Origin of the sequence: uncultured Slackia sp., assembly GCF_944321625.1 — a bacterium.
Taxonomy (GTDB): domain Bacteria; phylum Actinomycetota; class Coriobacteriia; order Coriobacteriales; family Eggerthellaceae; genus Slackia.
Genome location: NZ_CALUMA010000117.1, coordinates 44,462 through 59,735, shown reverse-complemented (window position 1 = coordinate 59,735; position 15,274 = coordinate 44,462). Strand labels below are relative to the sequence as shown.

Genomic DNA, 15,274 nt, shown 5'->3' with positions numbered 1-15,274 from the left:
ACAATGTGTTGCATGGTGATTCTTCAGCGGAGAGGATTGTGATGCCCGCAAGAAACCGGCAAGGTTTTGAGGGGAAATCGGCAAGGTTTTGCGTACGAACTGAGGGAACCCCTGTGCAGTTTCTTTCGAGGGGAAAGGGACAATCCCGCAAGATTTCATAGACGCGCTCCGACCCATTCTGCATAGTTTGCGCCGCAAAAACAGAAGCCGTTGGCAAGGGTTTGGCAAGGTTTTCAGGCTAGCATGGTGTTCAAGCGAAAAGCGCATTTGCCGGCGCCGTTCCGTCAAAATGCGATGACCGCAACGCGGTTGCGATTGCCGCAGCGTGTCGACGCAATCGCAAAGCCTAAATCGCGATCTGCGTGAGCGCGACCTTTTGCCGGATGGCGCGCCCAATGCGCTTTCGCTGCATCGTGAATAAGTTGTGACGCATCCGCGGATGCTTGAAATACTGTTTGCGCTGGTGGGAAGGTGCTGCTATTATGGGCAAGTTTCCTGTTCCGGGCAGATGCCTTCATGCGACCCGGAACCGTAAGTCCAGAGGAGGTGACATAATGAAGGCTTATGAATTGCTGTTCTTCGTCGCACCGAACATTGACGACGAAACCCGTCTCGCAACCATGAAGCGTATCGAAACCACCATCGCCCAGGGCGAAGGCAAGATCGATAACGTCGAGGATTGGGGCAAGCGCAAGCTCGCCTACGAGATCAACGGCCTGAACGAGGGCAACTACACCCTCATCGATTTCCATGCTGATCCCGCCAACATCGCGGAGCTCGACCGCGTGCTGCGCATCACCGGCGCGGTGGTTCGCCACAAGATCGTGCACCGCAGCGACCGCGACTAATTGCGGCCGCCCATCGGATTGAGCGAATGCTCTTAGATGCTTCAAGGAATGAGGAAGAACAATGAGCATCAACAAAGTGGTCATATCGGGAAATCTCACGCGCGACCCTGAGCTGCGCAGCACTGCCAACGGCTTTCCGGTCCTTGGCTTCGGCGTTGCGGTGAACGATCGCCGTCGCAACCAGCAGACCGGCGAGTGGGAGGACTACCCGAACTTCATCGACTGCACGATGTTCGGCACCCGCGCCGAGAGCGTGGCCAAGTTCCTGAGCAAGGGCTCCAAGGTGGCCATCGAGGGCAAGCTTCGTTGGTCCCAGTGGGAGCGCGACGGCCAGAAGCGTTCCAAGATCGAGGTTGTCGTGGATGAGATTGAGTTCATGAGCCGCGGTGGCGGAAACGGCGACGGCGGTTTCGGCGGCGGTTACCAGGGCGGATACAACGCCGGTGGCTATCAGGGAGGCTACAGCGCTCCCCAGATGCAGCAGGCGCCCCAATACGCGCCCCAGCCGGCTCGCCAGGCTCCCGCAGCGCCCCAGGTGGATACCTCCGTCTACGACGAGGACATCCCCTTCTAAGCCGCTCATCCGATACGGCATTAAGGATTAAGCATCGAAGCCAATAAGCGCTTCGCAACACGCCACCGGCAGGCGCCGGGCGGCGTCAAAGAGAGGAAATCAAATGGCTGAATACACCAAGCAGCCGCGCCGCAAGTACTGCCAGTTCTGCAAGGAGGACGTGCAGTACGTCGACTACAAAGACACGGCCATGCTGCGCAAGTACATGACTGACCGCGGAAAGATCAAGCCCCGCCGTGTGACGGGCGCTTGCGTCCAGCACCAGCGCGACGTTGCCACCGCTATCAAGAACGCCCGCGAGATGGCGCTCCTGCCCTACACGGTTCCTGCTGTGAGCGGCCGCGGCGATCGTCGCAACCGCTAAGGAGGCACCGATGAAGGTTATCCTGCTTACCGAGCTAAGGGGCAAGGGCGGCGAAGGTGACGTCGTCGACGTGGCTCCTGGCTTCTACAACAACTACCTGGGTCCTCAGAAGATGGCCATCCTGGCCACCAAGGGCAACCTGAAGCAGCTTGAGCAGCGCAAGGGCAACATCGCCAAGCGCGAGGAGAAGCGCATCGCCGACGCTCAGGCTCTGAAGGCCTCCCTGGAGGGCAAGTCCATCTTCGTCGAGGCTAAGGTTGGCGAAGAGGGCGTCCTGTTCGGCTCCGTGACCGCTGCCATGGTTGAGGCTGCCGTCAAGGCCGAGACTGGCGTCGAGATCGACCGCAAGCGTCTTGAGATGGGTGCTCCCATCAAGACCGCTGGCGCTCACACCGTGATCCTTTCCATCTATCGCGACATCAAGGTCGAGCTCGCTCTGACCGTCGGCGACAAGAAGGAAGAGGCCGTCGAGGAGCCCGTGGCCGAGGAAGCCGTCGAGGCTGTCGAAGAGGCCGTTGAGGCTGCCACCGAGGAAGCCGCTGAATAGCACTTCGCTCATAGGCATACGCTGAACCCAAAGCCCCGCATATTTCTATGCGGGGCTTTTTGCATATTCGTAGTCAAGCTGGGAAGGATGGTGTCGCGGCTCATGGACAAGGGTAAGGGGAAGATCATTATTGCGCCGGGCATCAATGTGTGGCCACACGAGCTTAAGACGGCAGAAGCTCTGGCGGAAGCGGGGTATGTCGTAGAGTTTGTACGCCGCAGCGAAGAGAAAAGGGCTCGGTCGGCGGACTGCATCATTAGAGGTGAACTATGGGAGATGAAGGCACCAACCGCTTCGAATATGAAAGCGGTTGAGAAGAATCTCCGTAAAGCGCTCAATCAGGCGCCACATGTTATCTTCGACTGCCGCCGTATGAAAGGTGTCCCTGATGCAGCTATTGAACGCGAGGTGCGTACATGTGCCGCTGGGCGCGTACGGGGACTGAAGTGCGTGTTGTTCGTGAACCGCAAAGGGAAAGTCGTTGACATTGGCAAAGCGTCTGATAATCTATAGCCAACAAAGCGCCCGAACGGTGAGTCATCACCTACCTCCGGCGCTTTCTTTGTGTATGGATACTGCAAGAAAGCACTCTTCACCTTGCAGCGTCCAAGCAGCAACGGAGGCGCATTGAACCATCTTGGGAGAGACAGAGTTCAAGCTCTCTTATAACTTGCATCACGGAGGAATCTTTCCATGGCGGAAAATAACGATAGGCGCAACCAGTCCCAGCAACAATCGACGCAGCTTCAGAGCGCGACCGGCCGTCCGCTGCCCAGCAACATCGAAGCCGAGAAGTCGGTGCTCGCTGCATGCATGCTGAACCCTGACGCCATCGACGAGGTGGCGACCAAGCTCACGCCGGAAAACTTCTTCCGCCCCGCTCATCAGCGTATTTTCGAAGGCATGCTGGAGCTTAATACGCGCCATGTGCCCATTGACCAGATTTCGCTCGCTGAGCGTCTTGCCGCCGAGGGCCAGCTTGAGGCCGTGGGCGGACGCGCCTACCTGGTCGAGCTCGCCAATAACACGCTCGCGCTTACTAACTGGAAGAGCCACACTGAGATCGTCAAACGCACCAGCGTCCAGCGCGACCTGGTGTATGCCTCCGTCAACATTAATGCGCTTGCCTACGACGCCCCCGACGACACCAACCAAACCATCGAAGAAGCCGAGAAGATGCTGTTCAACGTCACGCAAAAGCGCGTGTCGTCCTCGTTCCAGAACATCACCGATCTTCTCACCCAGGCATTCGACGAGATTGACGAACTGGTGAACAACCGTGCCCAGATGGCTGGCGTGCCCACGGGCTTCGCCGATGTGGATAGGCTGTTCTGGGGCCTGCGCGGCGGTGACCTGCTGATTCTTGCCGCACGCCCTGGCGTAGGCAAGACCTCTTTCGCGCTGAACCTTGCCACCAACGCCGCCAAATCGGGTGCCGCCGTGGCCATGTTCAGCTTGGAGATGGGCGCGAACCAGCTGGTCCAGCGTATTCTGTGCGCCGAGGCGCGCGTGAATCTGGGCAAGCTGCGCCAGGGTGACCTCACCGAAGGCGACTGGAACGCCATCATGAATGCTGCCGCCACGCTTTCGGGCCTTGAGCTGTATATCGACGACACGCCTGGTCTTACGCTGCTGGAGATGCGCGCAAAAGCGCGTCGCCAGCTGCGCGACAAGAAAAAAGGCTTGATCATCGTCGACTACCTGCAGCTTATGCAGCCGCCTTCGAACCGTCGCGACGGCAATCGCGCGGTCGAGGTCGCCGAGATTTCGCGAGGCCTCAAGGTGCTCGCCAAAGAGCTCAATATGCCGTTGCTCGCGCTTTCGCAGCTCTCCCGCGCTGTCGAGATGCGTGGCTCCAAGCGTCCGCAGCTTTCCGACCTGCGTGAATCTGGCTCCATCGAGCAGGACGCCGACATCGTCATGTTCATCGACCGAAGCATGGACGAGGTGGAGGCCGAAAGCGAGGGTCGCCCTGACCTGGGCACCGCCGAGCTTATTGTGGCCAAGCACCGCAACGGCGCCACCCGCGACATCACGCTGTCCTTCAACCCCGAATACACCAAGTTCGGCAACTATATCGACGCCTCGCAGCTGTAAGCAAGGTCGAACATGCGATAAGCCTTTATTGGCTTCGCCTGCCCTCTGCGCTGAAGGAGCGAGGGGCGGGAAACCACCCGCTACGCAGGTGGAGTGGGGATGTGGATTGAGGCGAGGCATTGCGTGGGCATGCCGTGCATGCGGGCATGGTAGACCTAGGCGTGGTGAACCTTTTTGCACGCGAGGAGTAGCGTGATACTTCGGCCGATTGAACAACGGACAAAAAATCGAGAATGTTTGCGTATGCATGACGCAAACGGTGGCTCATGGAGGGGTTTATCGGGAAATCCTCTCTTTGACGCCCTGAATATGGGGTATTTCGGGGCTGAATGCTGCGACGCGGCACAAACATTCTCGATTTTTCGACCCATTTTTGGAGAGCGCTTTTATCGACTGGATAATATATGAATACTCTTCAACAATTATGCATTAGTCTGAATATTTAGAATAGTAAGCCAAGGAGGACGCGTCTCCGTTAGTTCTGACGCGTTCGCCGCACATTGGCGCGGAGCGCGCGCCGCCGTGATACACTCGCTTTATGGGAGCAAAGCTAACATTCATCCATTCGGGCGACCTCCATTTGGGGGCGCCGTTTCGCGGGCTGCGAGCGCTTTCGCCCGCGTGGGCTCAGCGTCTTGCGCGCGCCATTCCCGAAGCGTATGACCGCGTCATTCAGGCATGCCTCGACAACCACGTGGACTTCCTGCTGCTCGCGGGCGACATGTTCGACACCGATAAACCCAGCTATGCGCACATGCGCCACTTCATGCGCGGGTTGGAGCGTCTGCATGATGCGGGAATTCCTGTATATATGATTCCGGGCAACCATGACCCGTATCCCAACTGGCACGACATCATCCCGCAGCTGCCAAGCAACGTGCGCATGGCCGGCTCCGATGCGCCGGAGTTCTTCCTCCATCGCGATGTCGACGGCGCGCCGTTGTGCCTGATAGCCGCGCGTGGCTTTTCCAATCAGGCATCCGACGGCTCCATCGCGGACGGCATGACGCGTGCGGCCGCCGCCCAGGCTTGCGGCTCCAAAGCTCCGTTCGCCGTCGGCATGCTGCATTCGGGCTTATGGATGGACCCGTTCAAGGCGCCCGTCACTGAGTCCAGACTGCTCAGCGCCGATATGGACTACTGGGCCCTGGGGCATATCCACATGCGCTATCTGGCCCCCGGCACCGATCCGCGCATCGCGTTCTGCGGCTGCATCCAAGGACGCGACATCAAGGAAACGGGAAGCCGCGGCTGCTATAAAGTCACCCTCGAGGAAGGTCTGCCCAACAAGCTCGAATTCATCCCTACCGCGCAGGTGGAATGGGAGCAGCTGTGCGTGGACGTGAGCGGATGCGCTGGCGTGGATGACATCCTGGCCGCATGCGTGCGCGTGATGTTCGACGCCAACGCCGCCGCCCAGTGCGAGGAGATGGTGGCCCGCGTGACCATCGGCGGCCCAACGCAGCTCTACGACGTGCTTGCGCGACCCGGCACGGTGGAGGAGATGCGCGCCGAGCTCAACGAGAGTTACCCGGCGTTCTACTGCGACGCCCTGATTAACGCCACCACGCCGCCGCTGGAGAAAGAGGGCCTGCGAGCTGCGGGTTTGTTCCCCGCTGCGCTCATCCGATCGGCCGAGAAGATGGTGGCGCCGCAAGACGATGCGCGGCTTGCATACCTCCAGGAAGAATTTGCGCGGCGCGGGCTTGCGCTTCCTCGCGGGGTGGACGGCATGTTGGACGATTTGACCGAGAGCGCCTGCGACATGTCGCTCACCTTGCTGGATGGGAGGGGTGCGTGATGGGCAAGTTCTATCTCAAGCGCATCCACATGCAGGCGTTCGGGCGGTTCTTCGACAAGACGGTGGGGCCGTTCGCGCCGGGCCTCAACGTGGTGTACGGCAAAAACGAGGCGGGCAAGACCACGCTAAACGCGTTCGTGCGTGGCGTGCTGTTCGGCTGGGAGGATGCGCGCGGGTCGAGGAACGTGTACAAACCCGCGTCCGCCGAGCGTTCGGGCTCGCTGATTTTTGAGAAACGAAAGGCCGCGCTTGCGGGCAAAGCCAAGGCGGGTGATTCCGTCGAGCTTTCGCGCGTGCGCAACGTTGACGGCTTGCAGGCAACACCCGATGACGCTCTGCGTATCGTGGCCGACATCGACAAAGATACATATAGCACCGTGTTCGCGCTCACCAGCGATGAGCTTCGCGGCTTGGGCGACGCGGGAGACATGACGTCGCGCCTGCTCACGGCGGGATCCGGCACTGAGGTGAGCCCTGCTCAGGCATTGGCGACCCTAGACGCGCGCATCGCAACCTACACGAGCCGCGCCGCTGCGGCCACGCATTCGTTCCCCAATCTGAAGCGCCAGCTTGATGCGTGCCGCGCCCAGCTGGCCGAGGCTCGCGAGGAATCGGACGCATTCAAGGAAGAGGACCGCGAACGCCGCGCCCTTGTCGCGCAGCGCGAGCGAACGGCCCTCGATCTTGCCGAGGCAAACGCGCGCACGGAAGCGCTTGCGGCGCTCAAGGCCGATCTTGAGCGTCTGGCGGCGCAGGAGGACGAGGCGCTGCGTCTGCGCGACGCGGCGCAGCATGAGGTTGACGCCGCCGACGCAGCGGTGCAGGCCGCAATCGGCGCCGGAGCCGCACGCATGACGGCGGCCGACGAGGCGGCCATCCGGGAGGCAATCGAGCGCGAGCAAGCGGCGCAGAACCGCCTCGCGCATCGCCTCGAGGCCGCGCAGGATGATTTCTCCGATGCCCGCGCCCGTTATGCGGCGGCAAGCGAACCGAAGGGCACGGCCTCGTCCAAGCGCACGCTGCCGTCGTTTTTCGTGGTGCTTGCGCTGGCCATTGCCGGTGCCGCCTGGGTTTTTGCGGGCACACGCATGGACAGCATGCCCGCCTGCATCGTCGGCTTCGTATGTATGGCGGCGGCGGTCGCGGTGGCCGTGGCGATGGTCGTGATGGCGCGTCCGAAGGCGCGCGCCGCTCAGGATTCCGCCGACGCCGCCCATCGCGACATGATGGAAAAGAAGAGCGTCCTCGAATCGCGCGAGGCCGAAGCGCTCGAACAGGACATGCGCATCGAGAAGGTGCTGAAGTCGATGGGCCTTGCCGAGGCGGGAAGGTCGCTGCGCCGTGCGATTGAGCTCGTCGACGCCGCTCACGCGGCTCGCACCGCCCACGAGACGGCCGTCGCCCGCTTGCGGGAAGCCACGGCCCGCCGCGATTCATTCGCGCGCACGGCGGAAGAGTGCCGTGCGCGGCAGACGGCCTGCCTCGAGGAATGCGGGTTCGACGCCGACGCCTCCATGGTCGACGTCGAGGCGCAGGCGGTATCGGCCGCCCATCGCCGCGACTCTCTGACCGAGCAGCTTGAGGGTCAAAACCGCCGCATCGGCGAGCTCAACCAGATTCTTGCTGCCGCCGAACATGACAATGACCTGGATATTCTCAAAACCGAGCGCGCTCAGATCGTCACGCGCCAGCACGAGTCGGGCGTGGAGCTCGCGCGGCTGCTGCTGGCTCGTCGCATGATGGTCGAGGCGATCCGCACCTGGGAGGGCGAAAGCCAGCCCGAGGTGTACGCGCGCGCCTCGGAACTCCTGTCGCTCATGACCGACGGCGCGTGGGAGGGCGTGCGCACCGACGAATCCGGATCGGTGTGCGCGGTGGACGCCGTGGGCCGCGCCTGGGAGCCGCGCCTGCTGTCGCTGGGCACGTGCCAGCAGCTTTACCTCGCGCTGCGCATCGCTCTGCTCGAATGCGTGGAGCAGGTGGGTGCCAGCCTTCCCGTGCTTGCCGACGATATTCTTGTGAATTTCGACGACGACCGCCGCCTCGGAGCGGTGCGCGCTCTGGCCGAACTCGCGCAGAAACGCCAGGTCATCGTTTTTACCTGTCACAAGGAAGTCGTCGATTTGATAGCCGCATATACTAAGGATTGCAAGATTTTGGGGTTATAATCAACAGGTTGTCGAGCGTGCGGCATTTTGCGCGGCTCCGCTGCGACGGGCTTTGTCCCGCCCCGCGTCACCGCTTTGGCGAACCCGGCTTGTTCCGGGCCTTCGCGGCAAGCCTCTGGCCTCCGCGTTTTCGCCGCCGTTCCGCGCGTTCGAACCCATGGCCATGTGTTTTCGGCCATCATGGTTCAACATATGGAAGAAAGAGAGACGAACATGCCTAACGTGGTGTTGGTCGGAGCCCAGTGGGGTGACGAAGGCAAGGGAAAGGTGACCGACCTCATCTCCCGCGACTTCGACTACGTGGTGCGCTACCAGGGCGGAAACAACGCCGGCCACACGGTGATCCACGGCGATAAGAAGCTTGCGTTGCACCTTATTCCGTCGGGCATCATGTACGAGCACGCGGTGCCGGTCATCGGCAACGGCGTGGTGGTGAACCCTCAGGTTCTGGTTGAGGAGATGCGCATGCTGGAGGGCGAGGGCCTGTCCTGCGAGCGTCTGAAGATCTCCTGCGACGCGCACGTGATTATGCCCTACCACATCGAGCTGGACAAGGCGTCCGAGTTCAAGCTGGGCAAAAACGAAATCGGAACCACCAATCGCGGCATCGGCCCGTGCTATCAGGACAAGGCCGCCCGCAGCGGCATCCGCATCCAGGACCTGCTGGACGAGCACGTGTTCCGCATGAAGGTGGAGGCCGCGCTCGAGGTGAAGAACGCCATTCTCGAGAAGGTGTACGGCAAGCGCACGTTCACCGTGGACGAGATCTGCGACGCATACCTGCCGTATGCCGAGGTCATCCGTCCCCACATGGCTGAGACCGCGCAGCTTCTGAACAGCGCGCTGCGCGAGGGCAAGCACATCCTGTTCGAGGGCGCGCAGGGCACGCTGCTCGACATCGACCACGGCACGTACCCGTTTGTGACCAGCTCTTCGTGCTGCGCGGGCGGCGCGGCCACCGGCTCCGGCGTGGGCCCTGCCGCCATCGACCGCGTGCTGGGCATCGAGAAGGCCTACGTTACGCGCGTGGGCGCCGGTCCTTTCCCCACCGAGCTGATCTACCCCGAAAACGGCGGCGAGGGCCAGGACGCCATCGACGGCGACCTGATGTGCGCCGAGGGCCACGAGTACGGCGTGACCACCGGTCGTAAGCGCCGCTGCGGCTGGTTCGACGCGGTCATCGCGCGCTATGCTGCCGAGGTCAATGGCCTCACCGACATCGCGCTGACCAAGCTCGACGTGCTTTCGGCGTTCGACGAGCTCAAGATTTGCGTGGCGTACGAGTGCGACGGCAAGACCTACGATTACTTCCCCATGCAGCAGAGCGTGCTGTTCCACGCCAAGCCCGTGTACAAGACCATGCCGGGCTGGAAGGGCCAGGACATCACCAAGGCCACGTGTTTCGAGGAGCTGCCGCAGGCCGCGCAGGATTACGTGCACGAAATCGAGCGTCTGAGCGGCGTGAAGGCCACCATCATCTCGGTTGGCCCCGACCGCGACCAAACCTTTATGAGGGGCTGGTAGGAATGAATGTTCTAGTACTTGGTTCTGGCGGGCGCGAGCATGCGCTGACCTGGGCTATCTCTAAGTCGGCGTGCTGCGGCGAGCTGTTCGTGGCGCCCGGCAACGGCGGTACGGCTGCCATCGCGCAAAACGTCCCCGTGGACATCGAGGACTCCGAGGCCATCATCGGCTTCGCGCGCGACCATGCCATCGACCTGGTGGTCATCGGCCCCGAGGCTCCGCTGGTGGCGGGCGTGGCCGACGCGCTGCGCGAGACCGGCCTTCTGGTGTTCGGCCCCGACGCACAGGGCGCGCGCCTGGAAGGCTCCAAGAGCTTCTCCAAGGAATTCATGCTGGCGCACGATCTTCCCACCGCGCGCTACAAGAAGTGCACCTCGCAGGATGACGCCATGGCGTACCTGCACGAGGTGGGCGCTCCCATCGTGGTCAAGGCCGACGGCCTGGCTGCGGGCAAGGGCGTCGTGGTGGCCGAGGCTATGGAAGACGCCGAAGAGGCCGTGCGCGACTGCTTTGCCGGCGATTTCGGCGAGGCTGGCTCCACCGTGGTCATCGAGGAGATGCTCGAAGGCCCCGAGTGCAGCATGCTGGCGTTTCTGGCGGGCGGCAAGGCGCTGTGCATGCCGTGTGCCCAGGACCACAAGCGCGCCTACGACGGCGACCGCGGTCCCAACACCGGCGGCATGGGTGTGTATTCCCCCGTGCCGTGCGTGACACCCGAGCTTGAGGCGCAGATGCGCTCCATCATGGAGGCTGCTGCGGCCGCAACCGCCAAGGATTTCGATGAGCCGTATCGCGGCGTGCTGTACGGCGGCTTCATGCTGACCGCTGAAGGCCCCAAGCTGCTGGAGTTCAACGCCCGCTTCGGCGATCCCGAGACGCAAGTGCTTATGCCGCGCCTTGCCAGCGACGCGCTTGACGTGTTCGAGGCCGTGGCCAAGGGCAACTTGGACGGCGTGCAGCTTTCCTGGCGCTCCGAATGCGCCGTGTCCGTGGTGCTTGCCAGCGAGGGCTACCCCGGCAAGTACGAGAAGGGCAAGGTCATCCTGGGTATCGAGGAGGCCGAGGCGCTCGACGACGTGATCGTGTTCCATGCCGGCACTGCTTTCAACGCCGATGACGAGCTCGTGACCAACGGCGGTCGTGTTCTCAATGTGGTCGCTCTCGCCGATACGTTCGAAGAGGCGCGTGAGCGTGCCTACGAGGCGTGCGACAAGATCAACTTCGAAGGCAAGCAGTACCGTCGCGACATTGCCATGCGCGCGATCAACGGCTAACGCGCCGGAACGGCTTAATCGGTGAACGATAGCTAGGCTGCCTTTTCACCCCGGTTGATTGCATCTTTGCATATCGGCCGGGGTATTTTTGTGGCATGGATTCGCATGTGCAATGCATGCGACGTCGCGGCGCCCGCACGGTCTTTCCTGCGCAGAGTGTCTGGGATGGTTGGAAATCGGCCTCGAACATGCAAGGCGCAGCTGCGGCCCCATAGTTTTGTCGTGACGTGGGTGCGCGAAGGGCGTCGGTGCGCTATGATGCAGGGTCGTTGTCATCAAGTTTCGCCTACGTTGCGCAGGCGAGTTGAGAATAAGATAGAGGTATCAAGCTGAATGCTGAGCGAACGACTTCTTACGCGCGCGGTGCGCTACTGCGCCGATAGTTTCATGAAAATCGAGCCCTGCCAGGTGGAACGCATCCCCGGCCCCAAGCCTGGGCAGCCGTACATGCTGTACGCGCACATCCCGTTCTGCGAGCGCCTGTGCCCGTATTGCTCGTTCAACCGCTTCCCGTTTTCCGAGAAGCGTGCGGTGCCGTACTTCAAGAACCTGCGCCGCGAGCTCATGATGGTGAAAGAGCTGGGCTACGATTTCGACTCGCTCTATATTGGCGGCGGCACGCCCACCATCATGCTGGACGAGCTTTGTGACTTCATTGACCTGGCCAAACGCGAATTCTCTATCAAAGAGGTGTCGTGCGAGACCAACCCCAACCATCTGACGCTGCCGTATCTGGAAAAGCTCCAGGGGCGCGTGGACCGCATGAGCGTGGGCGTACAGAGCTTTGACGACGGCCTGCTCAAGCAGATGGACCGCTACGAGAAGTACGGCGACGGCAAGACCATCCTCGAGGCCATCAAGGTGGCCGCTCCGTATTTCAAGTCGCTCAATGTGGACATGATTTTCAACTTCCCCGCGCAGACCGAAGAGATTCTGCGCCGCGACCTGGAGATGGTGCTTGAAAGCGGCACCAGTCAGACCACGTTCTACCCGCTCATGGCGTCGCCCTCGGTGGAAAAGTCGCTGGCGCGCACGGTGGGCAAGGTGGATTACGACCGCGAGCAGCGCTTCTACGAGATCATCAGCGAAACGCTGGCGGGCGGCGAGAACGCTCCCTTCGAGCATGGTTCGGCTTGGACGTTCAACAAGCGCGAGGGCGGAAATGTCGCGCCCGAGGACGCTATGATCGACGAATACATCGTGGATTACGAGGAGTATCCTGCCATCGGCAGCGGCGGCATGACCTATCTGGGCGACACGCAGTACGTGAACACGTTCAGCATCCGCGATTACAACGCCGCCATCGAAAGCGGCCGCATGTCGGTGATGGGCAAGGCCACGTTTTCCAAGCACAACCGTATGCGCTATCGCTTCATGATGCAGCTGTTTGGCCTGCGCCTTGACAAGAAGCAGTGGCAGCGCGACTTCGGCTGCAGCGTGGCGGCCGGTCTGCCCATGGAGTACGCATTCATGAAGATGTCGGGCGCGTTCGACCGCGACGATGACGAATGCATCACGCTTACGCCCAAGGGCCGCTACATGATGGTGGTCATGATGCGCCAGTTCTTCATCGGCGTGAACAACCTGCGCGATCAGGCCCGCGCCGCGCTTCCCGAAGGCGAGCGTCAGCTCCTCTTCGGCAGCGGCTGCGCCGAGTGCAAATAGAATTTCATGGAATAAGCCGCATGCAACGAGGGGTTTCGTCTTTTGTTCGAAGCCTCTCGTTCTGCACTATTCGGTCGAATGCTCGATTTCGGACTGCGTTTGCAGTACGAAATCGTGTATTTCCTGGATGCTTGACGCTTCTTCAGCTTTCGCGCTCATACAGCAACACCTTCTCGCGCTCAATCGCTTTAGACAGGTTTTTATTCTTCAACTGATCAGATGTGATGACATCTACCGTACGACCCGTCATTTTCTCGATGCGCTTGGAAAAATGCACCAGGTCATGAAGATTGAAGCTGTGTGACCCGTCTAAGATAAGCCGAAGGTCTATGTCGCTTGTTGGGGTGGAATCACCTCGAGCGAATGAGCCAAAGAGATACACTTGTGCAATGCCTGGGTATTCCGCTGACACTTCTCGCACTGCTTCGCGAATTTCCTCTTGCGTAGGGATGCCAGGCCGATTGTCTGCTTTAAGGAGTTTCAGAATCTCCTCTATTTGAGTCTGAATGGTTTCAATGGTCTCTGAGGTAAATTCTTTCTCCCGCTGCGCAAGCCCTAGCTCGAGGAAATGTATGAACGCATCGGTCTTGCTCAGCCTGTGTTGCGCAGCGTACTCCTCGATAGGCTCAACGATTCTTGCGGGCAGACGAAGCGACAGGGGAACTCTCGTGTCCACGATATGGCGGTATGTGACCTCTTTGCGCATAGGAAATCCTCTCGCCGGGTGATGTAACACAATTGTATCACATCATGCGGAGAGAGAAAACGAAGGGGCGGTTTTGGAACCGCCTTTATGTGTCGGTACCGATGGCGCCGTTCGGGCGTCTCTTGCGAAACCGTGGAGCAATGCGTCGAACGTGGATGTCAATGCGGGGCGCTGGGGCGTGGGGCTCCGACGTATCCGAGGCTTTCCGTCCCAAGGGTAGGCCAAAACAGGCGTGCTATTTGGCGCTGCTGCCGCCCGCTTCGGCCTCGCCCTCATGGCGGGAGTCGTTGGCATCTCCTGCAACCAACATCTGCTCGAACATGGATCCCGCGGTTTGGAAATCGCTGGGCAGCACCACGGTGGAACCCTTTCCGCTTTCGGCGAATTTGCCCATCATGTCGGTCCACTGCGTGAACATGAACAGCTGATTGGCCTCCTGCGGAGTCACGCCCGATTCCTTGATGGTCTCAAGCGAATCCTTGATGCCAAGCGCGATGGCCTTGCGCTGGTTCGCGATGCCTTCGCCCGCCTTCTCCATGCTTTCGGCCTCGGCCTTGGCCTCGGTCACCATCTTGATGCGGTCGGCTTCGGCAAGGTCCTGCGCTGCTAGTCTGATTCGCTGTGCCGAATTGATCTGGTTCATGGAATCCTCGACTTCTTTGGGCAGCGCGATGCGCGTGATAAGGGTCGACACCAACGTGAAGCCATAGCCCGCCATCTGGGTGGATACGGTTGCATTCACGTCTTGGGCAATGTCATCCTTCTTGGCGAACACCTCGTCGAGCGAGTACATGGGGATAGCGCTTCGCAGGGCATCGGTGATGAAGTCCTTCATCTGGTCGACGGGTTCCTGCAGCATGTAGTAGCTCTTGTAGATGCCCGATTCCTGCGGCGAGTTGCCCAGCGCATAGTCAACGTGGTATTGCGCCGAAACGTCCAGGCCAATGGTCACGTTGTCCTCGGTCTTCACGTCTATGGTGAAGCCGTTTTTCATCGTGCGCAGGCTGACCGTGGCCGCCTTGCGTTCAAAGATGGGGATTTTCACATGAAAGCCCGCGCCTACGAAGCGGTTGAATTTGCCCAGCCGTTCGATGATCACGGAATGCTGCTGCTCGACGATGAAAAAGCCGTCTTTAACAAGCAGCACAATCACGACGAAGATGATGACGAACACGACGATGTTGCTAACGATGAAGGCTGTCATGGCGATCCTTTCCGCCAGGATGTCTGGCTGGTTGGCACATCGCGTTTTCCGCGGGCTGTGCATCTTGCGCCGTCGCGCTGGACAGGCATGCCTATTGTATATCGTCACGCACGGGCGAAGCGCGCGCCCTTTGTATCTCGCAATGCGCCCTTTCGTAAATTTTGCAGAAGCCCAATGCTGGCAGGTGAAATTTCTGAATCTTTTTTCTTGCACTATAGGAGGCGACCTGTTAAGATACTAACTCGCGTTAAGCGCAACCGGTCAGGTAGCTCAGTTGGTAGAGCAGGGGACTGAAAATCCCCGTGCCGGGGGTTCAAGTCCCTCTCTGACCACCATTAAAACGTCAGGTCAGCCCATTGTGGCTGGCCTTTTTTGTTGGTCAAACCTACAACGTGAACAACATTTTGACATAGCACAGAGCGCGTGTCCGTTCCGATTGTCGGGCCATGGGATAAAAAGTGCGTTCGCCCGGATTATTCACCGCTTACATTCAGTGGGCATG

Annotated in this window: 13 protein-coding genes and 1 tRNA gene; 12 read left to right on the top strand and 2 right to left on the bottom strand. The window is 60.5% G+C overall.

What is annotated here, in order from left to right:
• Window positions 1–554: 554 nt before the first annotated feature.
• The 11 genes from rpsF (at window position 555) to Q0J60_RS09810 (ending at window position 12,862) form a co-directional block, all read left to right on the top strand.
• The gene (gene rpsF, locus Q0J60_RS09860) at window positions 555–848 is read left to right on the top strand and encodes a 30S ribosomal protein S6 (RefSeq protein WP_294441087.1); all 294 of its coding nucleotides are present in this window, start codon (window positions 555–557) and stop codon (window positions 846–848) included.
• 61 nt (window positions 849–909) lie between these two features.
• On the top strand, window positions 910–1,422 hold the full coding sequence (locus Q0J60_RS09855; protein ID WP_294441085.1) for a single-stranded DNA-binding protein: 513 nt from the start codon (window positions 910–912) through the stop codon (window positions 1,420–1,422).
• 103 nt (window positions 1,423–1,525) lie between these two features.
• Entirely contained in the window at window positions 1,526–1,786 is a 261-nt protein-coding gene (rpsR, locus tag Q0J60_RS09850) for a 30S ribosomal protein S18 (RefSeq protein ID WP_123209279.1), read from the top strand.
• A gap of 10 nt (window positions 1,787–1,796) precedes the next feature.
• Window positions 1,797–2,333, top strand: coding sequence for a 50S ribosomal protein L9 (gene rplI / locus Q0J60_RS09845; protein ID WP_294441081.1), 537 nt, complete (start codon window positions 1,797–1,799; stop codon window positions 2,331–2,333).
• 102 nt (window positions 2,334–2,435) lie between these two features.
• The gene (locus Q0J60_RS09840; RefSeq protein ID WP_294441079.1) at window positions 2,436–2,846 is read left to right on the top strand and encodes a hypothetical protein; all 411 of its coding nucleotides are present in this window, start codon (window positions 2,436–2,438) and stop codon (window positions 2,844–2,846) included.
• Between the two features lie 180 nt (window positions 2,847–3,026).
• The gene (dnaB, locus tag Q0J60_RS09835; RefSeq protein ID WP_294441077.1) at window positions 3,027–4,430 is read left to right on the top strand and encodes a replicative DNA helicase; all 1,404 of its coding nucleotides are present in this window, start codon (window positions 3,027–3,029) and stop codon (window positions 4,428–4,430) included.
• Window positions 4,431–4,968: 538 nt separating this feature from the next.
• Complete coding sequence (locus Q0J60_RS09830) at window positions 4,969–6,231, top strand: DNA repair exonuclease (protein ID WP_294441074.1); 1,263 nt, start codon at window positions 4,969–4,971, stop codon at window positions 6,229–6,231.
• Window positions 6,231–8,399, top strand: a complete 2,169-nt coding sequence (locus Q0J60_RS09825) for an ATP-binding protein (RefSeq protein WP_294441071.1) — start codon at window positions 6,231–6,233, stop codon at window positions 8,397–8,399. The genes Q0J60_RS09830 and Q0J60_RS09825 overlap by 1 nt, the downstream gene beginning before the upstream one ends.
• 213 nt (window positions 8,400–8,612) lie before the next feature.
• Window positions 8,613–9,923, top strand: coding sequence for an adenylosuccinate synthase (locus tag Q0J60_RS09820; RefSeq protein ID WP_294441069.1), 1,311 nt, complete (start codon window positions 8,613–8,615; stop codon window positions 9,921–9,923).
• A gap of 2 nt (window positions 9,924–9,925) precedes the next feature.
• Entirely contained in the window at window positions 9,926–11,197 is a 1,272-nt protein-coding gene (purD, locus tag Q0J60_RS09815) for a phosphoribosylamine--glycine ligase (RefSeq protein ID WP_294441066.1), read from the top strand.
• A 333-nt stretch (window positions 11,198–11,530) separates the two neighbouring features.
• The gene (locus tag Q0J60_RS09810) at window positions 11,531–12,862 is read left to right on the top strand and encodes a coproporphyrinogen III oxidase family protein (RefSeq protein WP_294441063.1); all 1,332 of its coding nucleotides are present in this window, start codon (window positions 11,531–11,533) and stop codon (window positions 12,860–12,862) included.
• A gap of 142 nt (window positions 12,863–13,004) precedes the next feature.
• Here Q0J60_RS09810 and Q0J60_RS09805 read toward each other — a convergent pair whose 3' ends face one another.
• Window positions 13,005–13,568 carry a nucleotidyltransferase family protein gene (locus Q0J60_RS09805; protein WP_294441061.1) on the bottom strand — a complete coding sequence of 188 codons (564 nt, stop codon included), beginning with the start codon at window positions 13,566–13,568 and terminating at the stop codon, window positions 13,005–13,007.
• Between the two features lie 235 nt (window positions 13,569–13,803).
• Window positions 13,804–14,772 (bottom strand): SPFH domain-containing protein, encoded by a 969-nt coding sequence (locus Q0J60_RS09800; RefSeq protein WP_294441059.1) that lies wholly within the window; start codon window positions 14,770–14,772, stop codon window positions 13,804–13,806.
• Window positions 14,773–15,031: 259 nt separating this feature from the next.
• Here Q0J60_RS09800 and Q0J60_RS09795 point away from each other — a divergent pair.
• A tRNA-Phe gene (locus Q0J60_RS09795) sits at window positions 15,032–15,107 on the top strand.
• Window positions 15,108–15,274 lie beyond the last annotated feature (167 nt).